22 protein-coding genes are annotated in these 16,239 nt (G+C 61.6%); 12 read left to right on the top strand and 10 right to left on the bottom strand.

The window, feature by feature from the left end; all coding sequences use genetic code 11:
* Window positions 1-12: 12 nt before the first annotated feature.
* The 8 genes from istA (at window position 13) to BDD21_RS16655 (ending at window position 6,923) form a co-directional block, all read left to right on the top strand.
* Window positions 13-1,554 carry an IS21 family transposase gene (istA, locus tag BDD21_RS16690; RefSeq protein ID WP_120795811.1) on the top strand — a complete coding sequence of 514 codons (1,542 nt, stop codon included), beginning with the start codon at window positions 13-15 and terminating at the stop codon, window positions 1,552-1,554.
* Window positions 1,555-1,611: 57 nt separating this feature from the next.
* Window positions 1,612-2,367 (top strand): IS21-like element helper ATPase IstB, encoded by a 756-nt coding sequence (gene istB / locus BDD21_RS16685; RefSeq protein ID WP_120795810.1) that lies wholly within the window; start codon window positions 1,612-1,614, stop codon window positions 2,365-2,367.
* A 170-nt stretch (window positions 2,368-2,537) separates the two neighbouring features.
* Complete coding sequence (locus BDD21_RS16680; protein ID WP_211335083.1) at window positions 2,538-3,710, top strand: ISNCY family transposase; 1,173 nt, start codon at window positions 2,538-2,540, stop codon at window positions 3,708-3,710.
* 2 nt (window positions 3,711-3,712) lie between these two features.
* Window positions 3,713-4,348: an Rpn family recombination-promoting nuclease/putative transposase gene (locus BDD21_RS16675; protein WP_120798099.1), complete on the top strand. Its 636-nt coding sequence runs from the start codon at window positions 3,713-3,715 to the stop codon at window positions 4,346-4,348.
* 602 nt (window positions 4,349-4,950) lie between these two features.
* Window positions 4,951-5,400, top strand: a complete 450-nt coding sequence (locus tag BDD21_RS16670) for a pilin (RefSeq protein ID WP_120798098.1) — start codon at window positions 4,951-4,953, stop codon at window positions 5,398-5,400.
* 272 nt (window positions 5,401-5,672) lie between these two features.
* Window positions 5,673-5,906 (top strand): hypothetical protein, encoded by a 234-nt coding sequence (locus BDD21_RS16665; protein WP_120798097.1) that lies wholly within the window; start codon window positions 5,673-5,675, stop codon window positions 5,904-5,906.
* A 420-nt stretch (window positions 5,907-6,326) separates the two neighbouring features.
* Window positions 6,327-6,605 (top strand): type II toxin-antitoxin system RelE/ParE family toxin, encoded by a 279-nt coding sequence (locus BDD21_RS16660; RefSeq protein WP_120798096.1) that lies wholly within the window; start codon window positions 6,327-6,329, stop codon window positions 6,603-6,605.
* Window positions 6,606-6,617: 12 nt separating this feature from the next.
* Entirely contained in the window at window positions 6,618-6,923 is a 306-nt protein-coding gene (locus tag BDD21_RS16655) for a HigA family addiction module antitoxin (protein ID WP_211335082.1), read from the top strand.
* 30 nt (window positions 6,924-6,953) lie between these two features.
* Here the strand turns inward: BDD21_RS16655 and BDD21_RS16650 are convergent, their stop codons facing one another.
* A complete protein-coding gene (locus BDD21_RS16650; RefSeq protein ID WP_120798095.1) occupies window positions 6,954-7,673 on the bottom strand; it encodes a transposase in 720 nt (239 codons plus the stop codon).
* 189 nt (window positions 7,674-7,862) lie between these two features.
* Between BDD21_RS16650 and BDD21_RS28715 the strand changes: the two genes are divergently transcribed.
* Window positions 7,863-8,342, top strand: a complete 480-nt coding sequence (locus tag BDD21_RS28715) for a pilin (RefSeq protein ID WP_425470284.1) — start codon at window positions 7,863-7,865, stop codon at window positions 8,340-8,342.
* Between the two features lie 629 nt (window positions 8,343-8,971).
* Here the strand turns inward: BDD21_RS28715 and BDD21_RS16640 are convergent.
* From BDD21_RS16640 to BDD21_RS16605, 8 genes are all read right to left on the bottom strand, one after another.
* The gene (locus BDD21_RS16640; protein ID WP_120798093.1) at window positions 8,972-9,412 is read right to left on the bottom strand and encodes a type II toxin-antitoxin system VapC family toxin; all 441 of its coding nucleotides are present in this window, start codon (window positions 9,410-9,412) and stop codon (window positions 8,972-8,974) included.
* The gene (locus tag BDD21_RS16635) at window positions 9,399-9,629 is read right to left on the bottom strand and encodes a type II toxin-antitoxin system Phd/YefM family antitoxin (protein WP_120798092.1); all 231 of its coding nucleotides are present in this window, start codon (window positions 9,627-9,629) and stop codon (window positions 9,399-9,401) included. The genes BDD21_RS16640 and BDD21_RS16635 overlap by 14 nt, the downstream gene beginning before the upstream one ends.
* A gap of 358 nt (window positions 9,630-9,987) precedes the next feature.
* A complete protein-coding gene (locus tag BDD21_RS16630; protein WP_120798091.1) occupies window positions 9,988-10,320 on the bottom strand; it encodes a helix-turn-helix domain-containing protein in 333 nt (110 codons plus the stop codon).
* A complete protein-coding gene (locus tag BDD21_RS16625) occupies window positions 10,320-10,664 on the bottom strand; it encodes a type II toxin-antitoxin system RelE/ParE family toxin (protein ID WP_120798090.1) in 345 nt (114 codons plus the stop codon). The genes BDD21_RS16630 and BDD21_RS16625 overlap by 1 nt, the downstream gene beginning before the upstream one ends.
* 50 nt (window positions 10,665-10,714) lie before the next feature.
* Window positions 10,715-11,008: a hypothetical protein gene (locus tag BDD21_RS16620; RefSeq protein WP_211335081.1), complete on the bottom strand. Its 294-nt coding sequence runs from the start codon at window positions 11,006-11,008 to the stop codon at window positions 10,715-10,717.
* Window positions 11,009-11,038: 30 nt separating this feature from the next.
* Window positions 11,039-11,560: a PIN domain-containing protein gene (locus tag BDD21_RS16615; protein WP_170164788.1), complete on the bottom strand. Its 522-nt coding sequence runs from the start codon at window positions 11,558-11,560 to the stop codon at window positions 11,039-11,041.
* Window positions 11,550-11,804 (bottom strand): UPF0175 family protein, encoded by a 255-nt coding sequence (locus BDD21_RS16610; RefSeq protein ID WP_120798088.1) that lies wholly within the window; start codon window positions 11,802-11,804, stop codon window positions 11,550-11,552. The genes BDD21_RS16615 and BDD21_RS16610 overlap by 11 nt, the downstream gene beginning before the upstream one ends.
* A 49-nt stretch (window positions 11,805-11,853) precedes the next feature.
* Window positions 11,854-12,336 (bottom strand): RpnC/YadD family protein, encoded by a 483-nt coding sequence (locus BDD21_RS16605; RefSeq protein ID WP_245969654.1) that lies wholly within the window; start codon window positions 12,334-12,336, stop codon window positions 11,854-11,856.
* Window positions 12,337-12,426: 90 nt separating this feature from the next.
* On the opposite strand from BDD21_RS16605, the gene BDD21_RS16600 reads away from it, so the two are divergent.
* Window positions 12,427-13,440, top strand: a complete 1,014-nt coding sequence (locus BDD21_RS16600; RefSeq protein ID WP_120798087.1) for an RpnC/YadD family protein — start codon at window positions 12,427-12,429, stop codon at window positions 13,438-13,440.
* Window positions 13,441-14,112: 672 nt separating this feature from the next.
* Here BDD21_RS16600 and BDD21_RS16595 read toward each other — a convergent pair.
* Window positions 14,113-15,129, bottom strand: a complete 1,017-nt coding sequence (locus BDD21_RS16595) for an IS110 family RNA-guided transposase (protein ID WP_120798086.1) — start codon at window positions 15,127-15,129, stop codon at window positions 14,113-14,115.
* Window positions 15,130-15,438: 309 nt separating this feature from the next.
* Here BDD21_RS16595 and vapB point away from each other — a divergent pair, with 309 nt between their 5' ends.
* On the top strand, window positions 15,439-15,675 hold the full coding sequence (vapB, locus tag BDD21_RS16590) for a type II toxin-antitoxin system VapB family antitoxin (RefSeq protein WP_120798085.1): 237 nt from the start codon (window positions 15,439-15,441) through the stop codon (window positions 15,673-15,675).
* Entirely contained in the window at window positions 15,675-16,082 is a 408-nt protein-coding gene (locus tag BDD21_RS16585; RefSeq protein WP_120798084.1) for a type II toxin-antitoxin system VapC family toxin, read from the top strand. Before vapB ends, BDD21_RS16585 begins: the two co-directional genes overlap by 1 nt.
* Window positions 16,083-16,239: the final 157 nt, after the last annotated feature.

Here is a 16,239-nt window from a genome sequence, read left to right as displayed (position 1 = left end):
GGAGGTGCTCAGATGCCAAGACAGAGGTTATCCATGCGAAAAGTCGAAGAGGTGTTGCGGTTGAAATGGGGTTCCGGGCGGTCGGTGCGGGAGATCGCCCGTGCGCTCGGTATCGGGCGAACAACGGTGTCGGAGTACTTGGATCGGGCCGAGGCGGCAGGGCTGTCCTGGCCGTTGCCCGAGGGTCTGAGTGCGGGCGAGTTGGAGCGGCGGCTGTTCAAGCCGGGCGGGCGCCCCGCCGAGCGCGGGCTGGTCGAGCCCGACTTCGATGTCGTTCACCGGGAGCTGCGGCGCAAAGGCGTCACGCTGTTCCTGCTCTGGCAGGAGTACCGCGAGCGCCATCCCGAGGGCTATTCCTACAGCCAATTCTGCGCCCGCTACAGCGTCTGGAAGGGTCGGGTGGATGTGGTCATGCGCCAAACCCATCGGGCCGGGGAGAAGCTCTTCGTCGACTACGCCGGGCAGACGGCGGCGGTGATCGACCCCGACAGCGGGGAGATCCGCACCGCGCAGATCTTCGTGGCGGTGCTCGGGGCCTCCAACTACACCTATGCCGAGGCGACCTGGACGCAGACGCTCCCCGACTGGATCGGCGCGCAGGTGCGCGCGCTGAACTTTCTCGGCGGTTGCCCGGACATCATCGTTCCCGACAATCTGAAAAGCGCCGTCAGCAAGGCCCACCGTTACGAGCCGGATCTGAATCCGACCTACCAGGATTTCGCCGCCCATTACGGGCTGGCGGTGATCCCGGCACGGGTGCGCAAACCTCGGGATAAGGCCAAGGCCGAGGGCGGCGTGCTGTTGGTCGAACGTTGGATCCTGGCGCGCCTGCGCCATCAGGAGTTCTTCTCCCTTGCCGAGCTCAACGGGGTCATTGCCACCCACCTGCAGGCGCTCAATACCCGTCCCTTCAAAAAGCTCGACGGCTCGCGCCTGAGCCAATTCGAGGCGATCGATCGCCCGGCCCTGCGCGCGCTGCCGGCAACTCCCTACGAGTACGCCGAATGGCGCAAGGCACGGGTGGCGCCGAACATTCACATCGAGGTCGACGGGCACCACTATTCGGTCCCGCACGCCCTGGTCAAGCGCCAGGTCGACGTGCGCATGACCACCACCACAGTGGAGGTCATGCACCAAGGCCAGCGGGTCGCCAGCCATGTCCGCAGCGCCCGTCGGGGCGGCTATACCACGGTGACCGACCACATGCCGGAGCGCCATCAACGCGCCCTGGAGTGGACCCCGGAACGCCTGCAGCGCTGGGCGCACACCATCGGCCCGGCCACCGCTGCCGTCACCACGCAACTGCTCGGCGCGCGGCGCCATCCACAACAGGCCTTCAATGCCTGTTTCGGGGTGCTGCGCCTGAGCACGGCCTACAGCGAGGCCCGCCTGGAGGCGGCCTGTGCACGCGCGCTCACCCTCGGCACCGTCAGCTACAAAAGCCTCGCCACGATCCTGGAGAAAGGGCTTGATCAGCGGCCCTTGCCGACCCCCGATCAGCAGAGTTTGCCGCTGGATCACGCCAATCTGCGCGGCGCCGACTACTACCACTAACCGTCACCATGACCCCGTCGAACGACGGGGTCCTCACCCGTTACGGAGACCAGCGCCATGTTGCTTCACCCCACCCTGGAGACCCTCGCGCAACTGCGCCTCGACGGCATGCTCAAGGCTCTGCAGGAACAACTCGAGATGCCGGAGATTCAAACCCTGAGCTTCGAGGAGCGCCTCGGCCTGCTGCTCGATCGCGAGCTGAGCACGCGCGAGAATCGACGCCTCAAGACCCGGCTGAAACAGGCCAAGCTGCGTGAGCCGGCCGCCATCGAAGATCTCGACTACCGCACGCACCGCGGCCTGGACAAAGCCCTGATGAGCCGCCTGGCGACCGGTCAGTGGATCGGCGAGCACCTCAACGTCATCCTCACCGGGCCGACCGGCGTCGGAAAAACGTGGATCGCGTGCGCACTGGCCCACAAGGCCTGCCGCGACGGCTTCACCGTGCGCTATCTGCGCCTGCCCCGGCTGCTGCAGGATCTGGCGATGGCCCGCGCCGAGGGCCGCTACACCAAGCTGCTCGCCGAACTGGCGCGCACTGAGCTGCTGGTCCTGGATGACTGGGGATTGGCCCCTTTGAACGACGAGCAGCGGCGCGATCTGCTCGAAATCCTCGACGACCGCTTCAAGACGCGCGCCACCCTGGTCACCAGCCAACTCCCGGTCGCCCTTTGGCATGACTACCTCGGCGATCCGACCCTCGCCGACGCCATCCTCGATCGCCTCGTGCACTGCGCCTACAAGATCAATTTGACCGGAGACTCGATGCGCAAACACTCCACCGGGTTGACAGACGATCCCGCCCTCGCGTAACTACACCCATCCCGTGTCGCGGGGCCGCTTCGGACCGGCCGCTTTCCTTCGGACTGACTGGCTGGATTGAATCAGAACCAGTGGCCACTTTCCTTCGGACCGGGTGGCCACTTTCGCCGGAATACGCATTTTTCCTGCAGAGTCCGTCGTTTCTGGATTACCAGCGGCGCATGCAGAAAGAGCACGGGGAGAACAACGCCAGCTCGCTGTTCGGCGTGCATCAGATCCCGAGCACGCAGCAGATCGGCAATCTGCTCGACCCGGTCTCGGCGGATCATCTCGCGCCGGTGTTCTTCGAACTCATCGAGGCGCTGCATCGGCACGGCGCCTTGGCATCGCACCGCGGCGTCGACGCACGCCTGCTGATTGCGCTCGACGGGACTCAGTACCACTGTTCCGAGTCGATCCACTGCGAGCACTGCTCGACGCGCACGCTGAGTAACGGCAAGACTCAGAATTACCATGTTGCCGTCACACCGGTGATCGTCGCCCCGGGGCAAGCGCAGGTCTTTACCTTGCCACCGGCATTCGTGCGCCCGCAAGACGGGCAGGCCAAGCAGGACTGCGAGCTCAATGCTGCAACGCGGTGGCTGCTGCAGTGGGGTGCGCGTATCGCGCCGTGGCGCACCACAATGCTGGGCGACGATCTGTACTGTCATCAGCCGTTCTGCGAGCAGGTGCTCGCGCTGGGCTGTGCGTTTTTGTTCGTCTGCCTGCCACCGTCGCACACGCTGCTGTATGAATGGGTTGCGGACTTCGAGCGCATCGGCGCGGTGCCGACCCTGGTGAACACATGCTGGACGGGCAAGCAGCGCCTCACCGAGACCTATCGCTGGCTCAATGATCTGCCGCTGCGCGACGGTGATGATGCCCTGAAGGTCGGTTGGTGCGAGCTGACGACCACCGATGCCGCGGGCAATGTGCTCTACCGCAACGCCTGGGCCAGCTCCGTGCCGGTCACCCGGGAGAACGTCGTCGAACTCGTCGCCGACGGGCGCAGCCGCTGGAAGATCGAGAACGAGAACAACAATACCCTCAAGACCAAGGGCTACAACTTCGAGCACAACTACAGCCACGGCAAACAGCACCTGTCCTCGCTGCTGGCAAGCCTGATGCTGCTGGCCTTCCTCACCCACAGCGTGCTCGATCTGCTCGACCAACGCTATCGCGCAATCCGCCGGAACCTGCCCTCGCGGCGCACCTTCTTCGAACATCTGCGCGCGCTCACCTTGTACATGCCCTTTACCTCCTGGGATCACCTCTTCGACTTCATGCTGGAGGCCCTGCAGCCCGCGAGGCCGCCGCCCAAGCGTCGATCGCCCGGACAACGGCGGCAAATTTAGAATTGCTGGCCCGCGACACGGCCCGGCGGATCTTTCAGGTCGAGATCCAGCTCCTGGTCTTCCCCCGCTACCTGGCCCCGCGCATCCTCTATGCCTGGGCCGATCTCTACAGCCAGCAACTGCACAGCGGGCAGGACTACGACGCGCTCCGGCCGACCTATACGATCTGGATCCTCGACCAGACCCTCTTTGTCGAGCGACCGGAGTATGCTCACCGCTACTGTCTGCGCGACGACCTGGGGCGCCGGCTCGTCGACCACGGCGCCATCCGGCTCTTCGAGTTGAGCAAATTCCAGCTCGCGCGGGTCGAAACAGACGCCGAACGTTGGCTAAAATTCCTCAAGGACGGTGAACACCTCGATCCCGAGCATCTCCCCGAGTGGATGCAGCATCCCATCATGAGGCAGGCCATGAGCATCTTAAGCCGCTTTTCCGAGAAAGAGCGCGACTACCATCGCTATCAGTCCCGACAGGAGGCGCTGCGCGTGCAACGCTCCATCCAGCGCGCGCTGGACGAGGCACGCGCAGCCACGGAAGCCGAGCGCCAAGCCAAGGAAGCCGCCCTCCAAGACAAGGAAGCCGCACTCGCCGAGGTCGCACGCCTCAAGGCGCTCCTGCAGCAGCAGACCGACCGCTGAGGCCCTGTCCGAGCCGGGGCGCGCCCTATGTGGGTCGGGCTTCAGCCCGACAATCCTGCCGAGAGCAGCAGCACAGCAGAGTCGGACTCAAGTCCGACCCACAGCGCGATCCGCAAGCCGGCCGTCTTCATCCGATCCCCCGATCCGCCCGAGCGACCGGAATGGGCACCCCGAACCTGCCCCGTTTCGTCACCTTTTGACACGCTGGGTCCGAGCCGAAGGCGGTGTTGTCGCGTCCGGGCGATCCGACGAGCCGTGCCGGGCGGATCACGCGCGATCCTTATTCGACGGGCAATCGGCTGTCGATCGGTAGGGTTTTGCGTGGAGATTGCGGAAATACCTTGCCGACGTAGGGATTTCAACGTCTTGGGCCGAGGTGCCGATCCGTGAAAGCGTGATGGGCGTCACGGCGTGCGAGGAGGATTTCCTTTAGTCCCGTGCGCGGCGTCTCAGCGCGGTCCGTATGGCTGCGGCGGATGTCGGTTGCTGGCCCGAATGATGCTGTATCTGGGTCGGGACACCCAGGGATGCGACGCTAGAACACTGGCAGTACCCAACCGCCGGGATCGCCCGGGTCATCACACAGCAACGAGAGTACAAACATGAAAAAGCAGCAATCCGGTTTTACACTTATCGAGCTGATGATCGTCGTGGCGATCATTGGTATTTTGGCGGCGATTGCTTTGCCGGCTTATCAGGATTATACGGGGCGTGCTCAGTTGAGTGAGGGAATGAGCTTAGCCGGTGGTTTGAAAACGAGTGTAGCTGAAGCTTACAGTTTGACTGGAAACTTGACAGGCCTTAATAGCGACTCAAATGGTATCCCAGCAGCAGTTGAAAAAGATGTAGGGAAGTATGCAGACGCGGTCTCAGTCACCAATGGAATCATCGAGGTTAAGATGCAGAAAGATGGTGTAGCTTCTTGTGCTTCAGAAGCGACTGTGACACTGGCACCAAGCGACGCAGGCGGCGTGGCTCAACCACTTGTTTGGGATTGCTCAACCACCGCCAAGTGCGCACCTAGTTCTTGCCCAACTAAAGCAAAGAGTTAGAAAAGAGGAAGAAAGGGGACAGATTTATTTTCCAGGAGATCGTAAGTTAAGGATGACGGAACAAGCCTGAATCTGCCCCTGTGAGATAAAGACCGCTTCGGCGGTCTTTTCTTTTGCGTTGAAAAAGAGGAAAAAAAGGGGACAGATTCTGAGGTATCCCCACTAAAAAATCTTATAATACAATCGTTTATTTTCGCATATGTAAGTTAGAATGGAACATGCATGGGGTTTGATGGTCCACAACGGGCGACCAAACCTGCGGAGGCCCCCCCATGCATGCCCTGACGATTCTACAGCGTTGTGTTGCCCCACTGCTGGCCGGCATTCACCGTCGGCGCTTGGCCGTGTTGCTCGAAGCCGTCGCCGCAACCGTCAGTGGTCCGCGGCTGACGCTGACCGAGATCGGCCGACGCTTCCGCGGCGGGTTGGATTTGCGACACCGCATCAAGCGGGCCGACCGGCTGCTGGGCAATGCGCATCTTCAGCGCGATGCCAAAGGCATCTAGGGATAAACGGGGACAGACCACGATTTAGTCCGGAAAAAAGGGGACAGATTTATTTTCCAGGAGATCGTAAGTTAAGGATGACTGAACAAGCCTGAATCTGCCCCCTGTGAGATTAAGACCGCTTCGGCGGTCTTTTCTTTTGCGTTGAAATAGAGGAAAAAAGGGGATCGATTGAACTTCGTAGCGCCCTTCCCGGAGTGTTCCCGAAGGTGAGTCCTGACGGTTGACGACGCGCGTCTGCAATCCGAGCTGCGCGGGTGCCTGGAGCCAGACGATCAGAGCGCGCACGATGCCCATCGCGGCCGCGATCCGCGGCTCGCCTCAAGCCGGAACAGCGCACCCTTGTCGAGACGGGTAAGCCCGGGACAGACTGCCTTCCTTATGATTGACGTATTACGCTTAACGTAATATTCTACTTGCATGATCAAATCGTTTCGCTGCAAGGACACCGCCAAGCTGTTCGCCGGCCAAAGCCCGCAACACTTTCGCGCTTTCCAACGTGTTGCGGAGCGCAAACTGACGCAACTTCACGCCGCCATAACCCTCGAGTTTCTGCGCAGCCCACCAGGCAACCGTTTGGAAGCCTTGAGCGGAGATCGCACGGGACAGCACAGCATACGTATCAATGGCCAATGGCGCCTGTGCTTCATTTGGCGCGATGGCGATGCTTACGAAGTCGAGATCGTGGACTACCACTGAGGAGGTGATCGAATGATTCCCATCAATGGCCTCAGGCCAGTGCATCCGGGTGAGATTCTGCGCGAGGACTTTCTGATACCACTGGGGATGAGCGTCAACGCCTTGGCGCACGCTTTGCGCGTGCCGGCTACCCGTCTGCATGAGATCGTCAAGGAACGGCGCGCGATCACTCCCGATACTGCTTTGCGGCTCGCGCGCTACTTCGGCGGTGATGCGCAATCGTGGCTGAATCTTCAGGCCTGTTTCGATCTGAAGACCGCGGAACTGAGGTTACGCGACGTGATCGAACGCGAGGTCGAGCCGCGCGAGGCAGCTTGAGCCGTGGGAGAGGGCAAAAAAGGGACAGATTTATTTTCCGCCCACCTCGCCAGGACCAACCGGCTTGCAAGGTCGTCCGCGTCTACGATTCTCGATTCGCCGGCTGAGGATGGCCTCCACTTGATCCGCGAACCGTTGTCCTCCGGTGAGTTGTCCACGTTGCACAGCCTCGCGGATCAGCGTCCACTCCCCTTGCGGAATCGCGCCGCGCGCGAACTCCCGATAACGCGCGGCTCGCTCGGAGGCCGTAGAGCCCAGCGCTTCGTAACACGGATCGATATCGAGCCAGTCGAGGGTGTCGTCTGCGCCGACGTGTCGGCGATAACTCGACCAGGGATAAGACGCCGGCGCATCGGTCATGCGGGCGCGCACCGGGTTGAGCTCGACGTATCGGCAACAGGCCAGCAAATAGGCATCGGTCTCGATCGGGCTGGATTTGTAGCGTCCTTCCCAGAGGGTTCCCGACCGTGCGTCCTGACGGTTGACGAAGCGCGTCTGCCGCCCCGCCAGGCGTTTCATGAGTTGCCCGAGACCGGCGATCGCCTCGCCGGGCTGCAGGATCAAGTGAACGTGGTTTGTCATCAAACAGAACGCGTAAACCTGAACGTCGTAGAGGGCCTTGAACGCCTCCAGGGTGTTGAGGTAGTACCGATAATCCGCTTCTTCGACAAACACCACCTGCTTGTTGTGGCCGCGCTGCACCACGTGATGCGGATAGTTCGGAAGCACCACGCGACCGATTCTCGGCATGCTCCGGTCCTGCTTCGGATGGGTTCAGGCGCCAGTGTAGCAGGAGTCGCAGAAGACACGATCTGTCCTCGGTCATGGCGCACGCATTCTGGATTGGCCTGAAATTTGCTATTGAATCGACAGTATCCAAACCAGACAAGGAGATCGACCTTGCAACCACATCAGCAGGGATTCAACCTGATCGAGCTCATGATCGTCGTGGCGATCATCGGGATCCTCGCCGCTGTCGCGGTGCCTGCGTACCGGGATTATGCGATTCGCGCGAAGGTCTCCGAGGTTCTCCTCGAGGTCGGCAAGGTTAAGACAGATTTAAGCCTTTTCTATTCCGACCATGGGCGCTTCCCGGTCGGTCCGGATGCAGATGTCGGCACTGACGAGCGCAAGCAGTTCAAGATCTCTCCGGAAGACAAACATCCCAGCATTCGCGTTCTGGCGGTCCACGGAGTCGGAGCCTGCAATCGCAAAGCTGGCTGCCCGAAGACCCGGATGGAGGTGCAGCTGCGGCGCTCCGTCTACAACGGCATCGGCGGCGATGCGAACAGTCAGTTGCGCCTCGAAGGGCATGGTGGACCGAGCGGTGGCGTTGTGACCTGGCTTTGCGGACCACGTGATGTCCAACCGCTAAGATTGGAATGGCTGCCCGCGACCTGTCGGCATCCACCGACTTGAGATTCACCCGAGCATACCGGCGTGGTATGCGTGGGTCGTCGGGGTCAGGTTGTGACTTGGGTCTTTTCCGAGCTCTCTTATGGCTTATGGCCAGGCCGCTGCAACGTGAGATGCACCCGAGCGTAGCGGCGAGGCATGCGTCAGAACCTGACCCGCCACCTATGCCAGCTCGTGTACTCCGAGGTAACATTCGACGAGACGAACACGCCTCGGAGAGGCCCATGCCCATGCCCACGCCCAAAACATCGGGGTCACCATTTAGCTGACCCCGATCAATGGCACGACCTCTTTTCTCGCACCCAGGCACGCTTGTGTCGGTCGGGAAGTGCGACATCGGTACCGCCAACGCGCCCGCGGTTCTCGCTGAAAGGTCGCGGATTGACTCCGATCCGCGCCAGTCACCCTTCTGGATCAAGGCGATGGGGCTGCTCCGTCGGGAGTAGACACCCGGCCCCTGGCTAGCACAAAAAGGGACAGATTTATTTTCCAGGAAATCGTAAGTTAAGGATGAAGGATCAACCCTGAATCTGAGCCCCTATTGAAAAAGACCGCTTCGGCGGTCTTTTGGTTTGGAAGAAGAAAGGGGACGGAAGAAGGAAACATGGGAAAAAGGGGACTTCTGCGTCGATCTAAAATTGCCTCACCGTCAGGCCCATCGCCGAGGCGGCTTCGGCCATCACACAATCCGCGGTGGCCAGTGTCTCCACAGCCAGATGACCGGCCAGCGCCAAGTGCAGCGCGTCGAGTGTGCGCAGCGGGTGCTCGGGATAACGGGTGATCAAGTTCACGGCCTGGTCGAAGCAGACGTCGTTCACAGGGTGATCCTGCAGCCAGCCCCGAGCGATATCGTCCAGGAACGCGGCATAGAGGACGGATTCGAGCTCGGCGCTCAGCTCGCCCATGCGCCGGCGACGGCTCAGCAGCGAGCGCATCTCGGTGTGGGTGAGCCGGCTGATGATGGCAACATCGACACCCTGCAGGTATTCGGCAAAGACCTCGGAACCCGGTTCGCTGAGATACCACTTTGCCAGGGCGCTGGTATCCAGGTAGACGCGATCATCCGCGCTCATCGCGTTCGGCGCGGATCAGCACTGCCGAGGAGGTCGACAGCCGCCGGGTACGGGCGCGCAAGTCGGCGTGGTCCGGCCGCCGCCGCTTTCCGGCAATTGGCAGGATGCGGGCGATAGGGCTCCCGCGGCGACTCACGACGATCTCGCCGGCCTCCTCCACCAACTTGTCGAGCTGACCGATCACTGCCCGCATTTCTCTGACATTCAGTTCTTTCATGGCGTTCGTTCCCGATGTGCTGCAACTACTGATAGTGTGGCACATTCGGCGAGTGGCTTGTTGAAAGATTCTCATGAAGGTCGTCAAGGCCTAGGGTCAGAGGCCTAGGGTCAGGTCTTGACTTTTGCCTTTTCAGAGCTACCTTTAAAGCCATGCCCAGACCCCGATGCTGGGGTCAATTCTGTCCTCGTGACAGTCCAGAGTGTCACGAGCGCCATCACCCGCCAGGCGGGCGACCCTCAAAGGGCCGTGCAAGCCGCCCGCGGCCTGACGTCCCGATCCAGACGCTCGCCCAGGCGCTTGCAAGCCTCCTTGAGGTCGTCGTCCGCCTGTAGACCCACAACGGGGACACCAACCATCACGCCGCGATCTGTCCCAGCTCGCGAAGTTTGTCCAAGGTATCCGGGAACTTTCGCACCATCAGGATCAGCGCGGCCGCCTGAGCATTCGGCCTAGCGCGGCCCTGCTCCCAGTTCTCCAGGGTGCGGGTAGAAACGCGCAAACGGCGGGCAAACACAGCCCTAGAGACATGCATCTGTTCTCGCGTCTGCCGGATCAGTTCGGCATCGACCACCAATGGCGGTAGGTCCTCCACCTCGTGCGAACGCAGCGTCACCTTGCCGGTGCGCTGCTGCTGCATGGATTCGACTCCATCCATCAACTCATCGAATAGCTTACGTTTGCGCGTCATCAGCTTTTCCTCCTGGCCGTTAGCTCGGCCTGGATCGCTTTCTTCAGTAAGTTCTTTTCTTCGGCCGTCAGATCCGCCGCTTCGTCCTTCCCATAAAGGGTGAAGAACCAGATCTGGTGATCGGCCGTGAGGGAGTAGTAGATCACCCTCAGACCACCCCGCTTGCCCTTCCTACGGCGAGCGTCCTCCCACCGTACCTTGCGGAACCCACCTGTGCCAGGCATCACGTCGCCGAGCTCGGGGTTCTCCAAGAGGGTCCGTTGCAACTCCCGGTAACCCTCGTCGCTCAGGTAGTCCGGGAGCAGGCGAGAAAACAGCGGGGTTTCGAAAAACACGAGCTTCATTGCTTCATTATACGCAAATTGCGTATGTTATGGGGGAAAAGGGGACAGATTTATTTTCCGGCCACCTCGCCAGGACCAACCGGCTTGCAAGGTCGTCCGCGTCTACGATTCTCGATTCGCCGGCTGAGGATGGCCTCCACTTGATCGGCGAACCGGTGCCCTCCGGTGAGTTGTCCACGTTGCACAGCCTCGCGGATCAGCGTCCACTCCCCTTGCGGAATCGCGCCGCGCACGAACTCCCGATAACGCGCGGCTCTCTCAGAGGCCGTAGAACCCAGCGCTTCGTAACACGGATCAATATCGAGCCAGTCGAGGGTGTCGTCTGCGGTCTCGGGGTCTTTCATGGCCGGGTCTGATCAGGATACGTGTGAATTTCAGCAATCTCGGCTGATTTCCAGCGACTCACCAACCTCGCCAACCTCGCGCAAGAGTCGCTGCACAATCTCGTCGGACGCGTAGAGTCCGGTTTCCCGCAGTCGCTGGATGACGGGCCCAGCGCAATCGATCAGTCCTGCAACCTTCGCGCGACCGATGATGCCCAAGGTTCCAATGATCGCGAGCCCCATCGCCTTCGCGCAGCGTCTGGCCGCCAAGTCGTCGATCACGACCCGATCTGCGGCATGCGCAACCGCATAGCTGATGACTTGGGTTTCGCCCGCGCCGAGATCCCAGCTCAGAATATTGGCCGGCGGGACTTCGTCATCCACGATGATGGCAGGCTCGAGTGCGCCCAGGATCTGAATCGTACGCGCTCCATCTGGTTTGGCGCTGACCTCTTGGATGACGGCGCCGGGCACGGCGATCTGCCCTGCCATGGCTCTGAGCAGTTCGATCTGCTCGACCTTGCCGAGCAAGATCAGCGGCGAGGCATTGACGAACCAGCGTCTATCCGCCATGGATCTCGGCCGCAAGCTCATCGGCCGTGACTTGGCACGCCGGGACCTTGCGGCGGTGGAGCTCTTCCAAGAGCTCGGCGCGCGTCAGATCGGCCAGCTCAGCCGCTTTTCCCTGCGAAACGACGCCTTCGGCGTACCACTGAACCGCCGCGGCGATGCGCATCTCGCGTGCAAACTCCCCGGGCGCGAGGCGCAACGCGCCGAAGGCCGAGGCATCGAAGTCAAAAGTGATCGTGGTGGTCATGGCTGTTCTGGCGGTGGGTTGTGGGCATCAGGGTCCAACATCGACGCCATCAGTGCAGCACCTCATCAAGACTGTTGGCATCGAGTATCCGATCGGACCATTGCAGCAGCGTGTTCGGGTCGGCCCGGGTGACGCGTTCGCGCACCTGCTCACTGGGCGGGCCGAAGCGGCGTTCGATGAGGCGCAGGAGCATGGCTGCGCCGCCTTGCTGCACGCCCTGATGCACGCCCTGTTCAATGTAACGGTCGATGAAGGTTTGCATGATGGGGTCTCCGGTGCTGGTTGACTGTTGGAGCAGTTCCCGTACGTCGTGTTCTTCGATGCGCTGCGTGCCTTGGACATAGTAGCGCAACAGGGATTCCAGGATCGCGACGGCGGTGTCCTTGTCCTGCACCTGCTCGATCAGCGCCAGCAGCGTGCGCAGGCGCCCGATGGGTTGATCGTCGAAGATCCAGCGCAGGGCGAGTTGGACCAGACGCGTGAGCACTTGGCCCTTGATCTCGGCGTTGGTGCGCGCTCCGGGGACGATCATGCCGCTTGGCGTTGGGCTGATGATGCGGAGACTTTATCGTGTACGATCCGGTAAGATGCGCGACGACACGAACAGGCTACGGAGAGGCCCATGCGCACACCTGCCGCCGATCGCGACGATTATGATTCCCCCTGGAAGGATCTGCTCGACCGTTGGCAGCGTCCATTTCTGGAGTTCTTCTTCCCGGCGATCGCCGCCGACATCGACTGGTCGAGGGGCTTCGAGTTTCTCGACAAGGAGCTGCAGAAGGTCACGCGCCGTGCGGTGGTCGGTCGACGGTATGTCGACAAGCTGGTCAAGGTCTGGCGCACTGGCGGCGAGGAGGCTTGGGTCTTGATCCACACCGAGGTGCAGGGCGAGCCGGATCCGGCATTCGCGCGGCGGCTCTACACCTACCACTCGCGTCTGATGGACCGCTACGATCGTCCGGTCGCGACCTTGGTGATCCTGGCCGATGAGCGGCACGGCTGGCGCCCGAAGCGCTATCGTCATGCCCTCTGGGGCTGCGAGGCGGTGCTGGTGTTTCCGGTCGTGAAGCTGCTGGATTTCAAGTCCCGCATGGCCGAGCTGGAGGCGAGTGCCAACCCGTTCGCGCTGGTCGTCCTTGCGCAGTTGGCCGCCACCGCGACCAAACGCGACCCGGCAGCGCGGCTGGATCGCAAGATCGGGCTAACCCGGCGTCTGTACCGTTCCGGTCTGAGCCGCGACGAGGTGTTGAGTCTGTATGCCTTCATCGACTGGGTGATGACATTGCCCGAGCCGTTGGAGGACGACTACCATCGGGCCATTCAAGCCATCGAAGAGGCGGAGCAGATGCGATACGTGACCACGGCCGAGCGAATCGGCATGCGCAAGGGGATGGAGCGGGGTCTGGAATCCGAACGTGCATTGCTGCAGCGCCTGGCTCGGCGGCGCTTCGGAGATGCGGTCGCCGAGCGCGCCGCTGTGCTGTTGGCGCTGATTCGGGCGCCGGAGACTCTTGAGCAGCTCGGTGAATGCCTGCTCGATGATGCCGACGGCGAGGTCTGGTTGACGGCGGTACAGGCACAGGCGGAGCGCGCGGACGATCGCAGCGATGAAGGAAAAAGGGCCAGGCTCAAATAGCCCTTTCACCTTTGAAAAGGCCGCTGAAACGGCATCGGTGGAGGAAGGAGGAGGAAGACGACGGGGTCTTGACTTTTGCCTTTTCCGAGCTATTTTCGGAGTCATGGTGAGACCCCTACGACTTGAGTTTGCCGGTGAACTTTGGGGTCACCATTTAGCTGACCCCGATCAATGGCACGACCTCTTTTCTCGCACCCAGGCACGCTTGTGTCGGTCAGGAAGTGCGACATCGGTACCGCCAACGCGCCCGCGGTTCTCGTTGAAAGGTCGCGGATTCACTCCGATCCGCGCCAGTCACCCTTCTGGATCAAGGCGATGGGACTGCTCCGTCGGGAGTAGACACCCGGCCCCTGGCTCATTGGAGCCCCAGAAAATCGTCGGTGCCCCACCAAGGTCCACGTGGACCACGGAGGTGAGTGCGGGGCGGGGGCGCGGATCCCTAAATATCCAGGCGTCCCCGCCCCGCACTCACCGGGCCGCGGGATCACAGATCGCTGGCTCGGTGCCATGTCGGCACCGTCCAACCCCGTGCTGGCTCGATGGCAGAGGCGTCTCGGTCACGCTCGTTGCTCCCTGACGGATGTGGGCGGGAGATGTGCCGGCGGCCAATCAGATCTGGAGGCTGTCCGCCAACCCCGTGTCCTGGCTCACCGGCGCATCGCCCATAGTCCTTCAGGCGAAGGCCCGATCGACATCGAAATCGGTGCCCTCGCGCAGCATGTAGTAACAGGCCCGTGCCAGCTTGTGGGCCACCGTCTTGATGGCGACCACGCCATTGGTCTTGGCGCGCTTGCGCTGGTCGTAGCGCTTGATCGCGGGGTTGTAGCGCACCGCGAAGTTGGCCGCCTCCAGATAGGCCCAGGCCAGATACTTGTTGCCGCTCTTGGTGTTGCCCCGGCCCTTGCGTTTGCCGTTGGAGAGCCGCTCGCTGCCGACGAGGCGGCTGTAGGAGGCATAGTTGCCGACGTGGGCAAAGCGCTCGATGGGTCCGGTCTCCAACAGGATCGTCAGCCCCAGCACCTGACCGATGCCGCTGGTGCTGAGCAGATGCCGGTACTCGGGCCGGCTTTTGACCTGCGCGCAGGCCTCGTGCTCCAACAGGTCGATCGCCGCCTCTTGGCCACGCATGGCCAGCAGGGTGCTTTGGACCGCCAGAGCCAGATTCGCATCGGGCAGCAGCTCGCCTACCCTCCCGGGCGTCAGGCGTCGGATCGCATTGGCGCTCAGCGAGCGCCCGCGGTTGCGCGAGAACAGGTTCTGCACCGCCAGGACGTTGGCCGTATGCTGCTGGACCAGGCGACTGCGCCGTCGCAGCAGATCACGCACGGCGCGCTGTTCCTTGGGGTAGATATAGCCTTCCGCCAACAGCTTCAGGCGCAGCAGCTTGGCCAGCCAGGCGGCGTCGGAATCGTCGTCGCTGTACTTCAGCCCGCTGTACTGCACGATCGCCGCGGTATTGGCCAAGTGCACCCGATACCCCGCGTCCATCAAGGCATCGACCAGCCAGTACCAGTTGTAGGTCGACTCCACCACCAGTCCCGTGATCGCTTCGCGATACGGCGCCAAGGCTTCCAGCACCAGCGCCGCGTCGTTCGCCAGTCGCTTGCGATACACCACGCGGTCCTCTTCGTCCAAAAGGGCCACGACGCTATTGTTGGAATGCAGATCGATTCCGCCGTAGAGTTTCATCGTCGACTCCTCCTGCCGGGTCTCCAGGTCTGGTGTTTTCTTCTACCTTAACTGTAGGCCCACGGGCGGGGTCGGCTAGATGTTTATCAGGTTTTCCATTGCACACTTGGTCGGATCAAGGTCCTTGGGCTTATGGCCGCACCGCTGCGACTTAAGAGCCACCCGAGCCTACCGGGGGGCACAAGTCAGGACCTGCCCGCCCTCCCCGCCGACTCCCGTACTCCGCGTCGAGGCGCTCGCCAACGCCTTGCGTTTGCTGTTTCCCATGCTAAAGTACATACACTGTACATCCTTGATCGCGAGCTGCTCATGCGCATCACGAAAGCGTTTAAAAATGGCCATTCGCAAGCCGTGCGGATCCCCGCCGAGCTGGCTTTCGAGCGAATGGATGTTGAACTGGAGATCGAAAGATGCGGCGACGAACTGCGCATTCGCCCCGCACGGCGGTCTTTGGCAGGGGTATTGACCAAATTTGCCCAATTCTCTCCTGACTTCATGGCGAACGGTCGCGGCGAGCAAGAACAGGACGATCGGGATCACCTCTGATGCCGCGCTACATGCTCGATACCAACATGTGTATCTATCTGATCAAGCATCAGCCCGAGATCGTCGCCCAACGCTTTGCCCAATGTCATGTCGGCGATGTCGTGATGTCCGCGATCACCTTCGCCGAGCTGGAATATGGCGTCGTGGTAGCGGCCCATCCGCAAAAGGAACGCGGTTATCTGGACAGTCTGATTCAAGACATCCCGGTTGCACCCTTCGATGCGGCAGCCGGCCGAGCCTATGCGTCGGTCAGACTCGCGACACGCGATAGCCGGAAGGACGCTCTCGACAAGCTGATTGCCGCCCATGCACAGTCGCTCAACGTCACACTCATCACCAACAACACGAAAGATTTCGCCAGATATCCCAGGGTCATGATCGAAAACTGGCTGATGCCAAACACCTGAAACCCTGAATCCCCCGGAATCCGAATTCCTGAAGTTCCCCTGAAATGCATGGCAAAACGGGGGCATGTCTCTTGTAGCCTTCGATGACCTTGGGTCAAATCATCAGGACATTGCTGCATGGCCCGCCCCGGCCTTGATCATCGTTTGGTCCACCGTT

Origin of the sequence: Thiocapsa rosea, from assembly GCF_003634315.1 — a bacterium.
Classification (GTDB): Bacteria; Pseudomonadota; Gammaproteobacteria; order Chromatiales; family Chromatiaceae; genus Thiocapsa; species Thiocapsa rosea.
This window is presented reverse-complemented; position numbering and strand designations above follow the sequence as displayed.

Coding starts and splice junctions, on each gene's coding strand:
- BDD21_RS16635 (WP_120798092.1), bottom strand. CDS start 9,629: ATGAAAGAACTGAATGTCAGAGAAATGCGGGCAGTGATCGGTCAGCTC.
- BDD21_RS16610 (WP_120798088.1), bottom strand. CDS start 11,804: ATGACCACCACGATCACTTTTGACTTCGATGCCTCGGCCTTCGGCGCG.
- BDD21_RS16605 (WP_245969654.1), bottom strand. CDS start 12,336: ATGATCGTCCCCGGAGCGCGCACCAACGCCGAGATCAAGGGCCAAGTG.
- BDD21_RS16585 (WP_120798084.1), top strand. CDS start 15,675: ATGCCGCGCTACATGCTCGATACCAACATGTGTATCTATCTGATCAAG.
- BDD21_RS28715 (WP_425470284.1), top strand. CDS start 7,863: ATGATCGTCGTGGCGATCATCGGGATCCTCGCCGCTGTCGCGGTGCCT.
- BDD21_RS16660 (WP_120798096.1), top strand. CDS start 6,327: ATGATCAAATCGTTTCGCTGCAAGGACACCGCCAAGCTGTTCGCCGGC.
- BDD21_RS16680 (WP_211335083.1), top strand. CDS start 2,538: ATGCAGAAAGAGCACGGGGAGAACAACGCCAGCTCGCTGTTCGGCGTG.
- BDD21_RS16640 (WP_120798093.1), bottom strand. CDS start 9,412: ATGAGCGCGGATGATCGCGTCTACCTGGATACCAGCGCCCTGGCAAAG.
- vapB (WP_120798085.1), top strand. CDS start 15,439: ATGCGCATCACGAAAGCGTTTAAAAATGGCCATTCGCAAGCCGTGCGG.
- BDD21_RS16655 (WP_211335082.1), top strand. CDS start 6,618: ATGATTCCCATCAATGGCCTCAGGCCAGTGCATCCGGGTGAGATTCTG.
- BDD21_RS16595 (WP_120798086.1), bottom strand. CDS start 15,129: ATGAAACTCTACGGCGGAATCGATCTGCATTCCAACAATAGCGTCGTG.
- istB (WP_120795810.1), top strand. CDS start 1,612: ATGTTGCTTCACCCCACCCTGGAGACCCTCGCGCAACTGCGCCTCGAC.
- istA (WP_120795811.1), top strand. CDS start 13: ATGCCAAGACAGAGGTTATCCATGCGAAAAGTCGAAGAGGTGTTGCGG.
- BDD21_RS16600 (WP_120798087.1), top strand. CDS start 12,427: ATGCGCACACCTGCCGCCGATCGCGACGATTATGATTCCCCCTGGAAG.
- BDD21_RS16670 (WP_120798098.1), top strand. CDS start 4,951: ATGAAAAAGCAGCAATCCGGTTTTACACTTATCGAGCTGATGATCGTC.
- BDD21_RS16615 (WP_170164788.1), bottom strand. CDS start 11,560: ATGGCGGATAGACGCTGGTTCGTCAATGCCTCGCCGCTGATCTTGCTC.
- BDD21_RS16620 (WP_211335081.1), bottom strand. CDS start 11,008: ATGAAAGACCCCGAGACCGCAGACGACACCCTCGACTGGCTCGATATT.
- BDD21_RS16625 (WP_120798090.1), bottom strand. CDS start 10,664: ATGAAGCTCGTGTTTTTCGAAACCCCGCTGTTTTCTCGCCTGCTCCCG.
- BDD21_RS16650 (WP_120798095.1), bottom strand. CDS start 7,673: ATGCCGAGAATCGGTCGCGTGGTGCTTCCGAACTATCCGCATCACGTG.
- BDD21_RS16630 (WP_120798091.1), bottom strand. CDS start 10,320: ATGACGCGCAAACGTAAGCTATTCGATGAGTTGATGGATGGAGTCGAA.
- BDD21_RS16665 (WP_120798097.1), top strand. CDS start 5,673: ATGCATGCCCTGACGATTCTACAGCGTTGTGTTGCCCCACTGCTGGCC.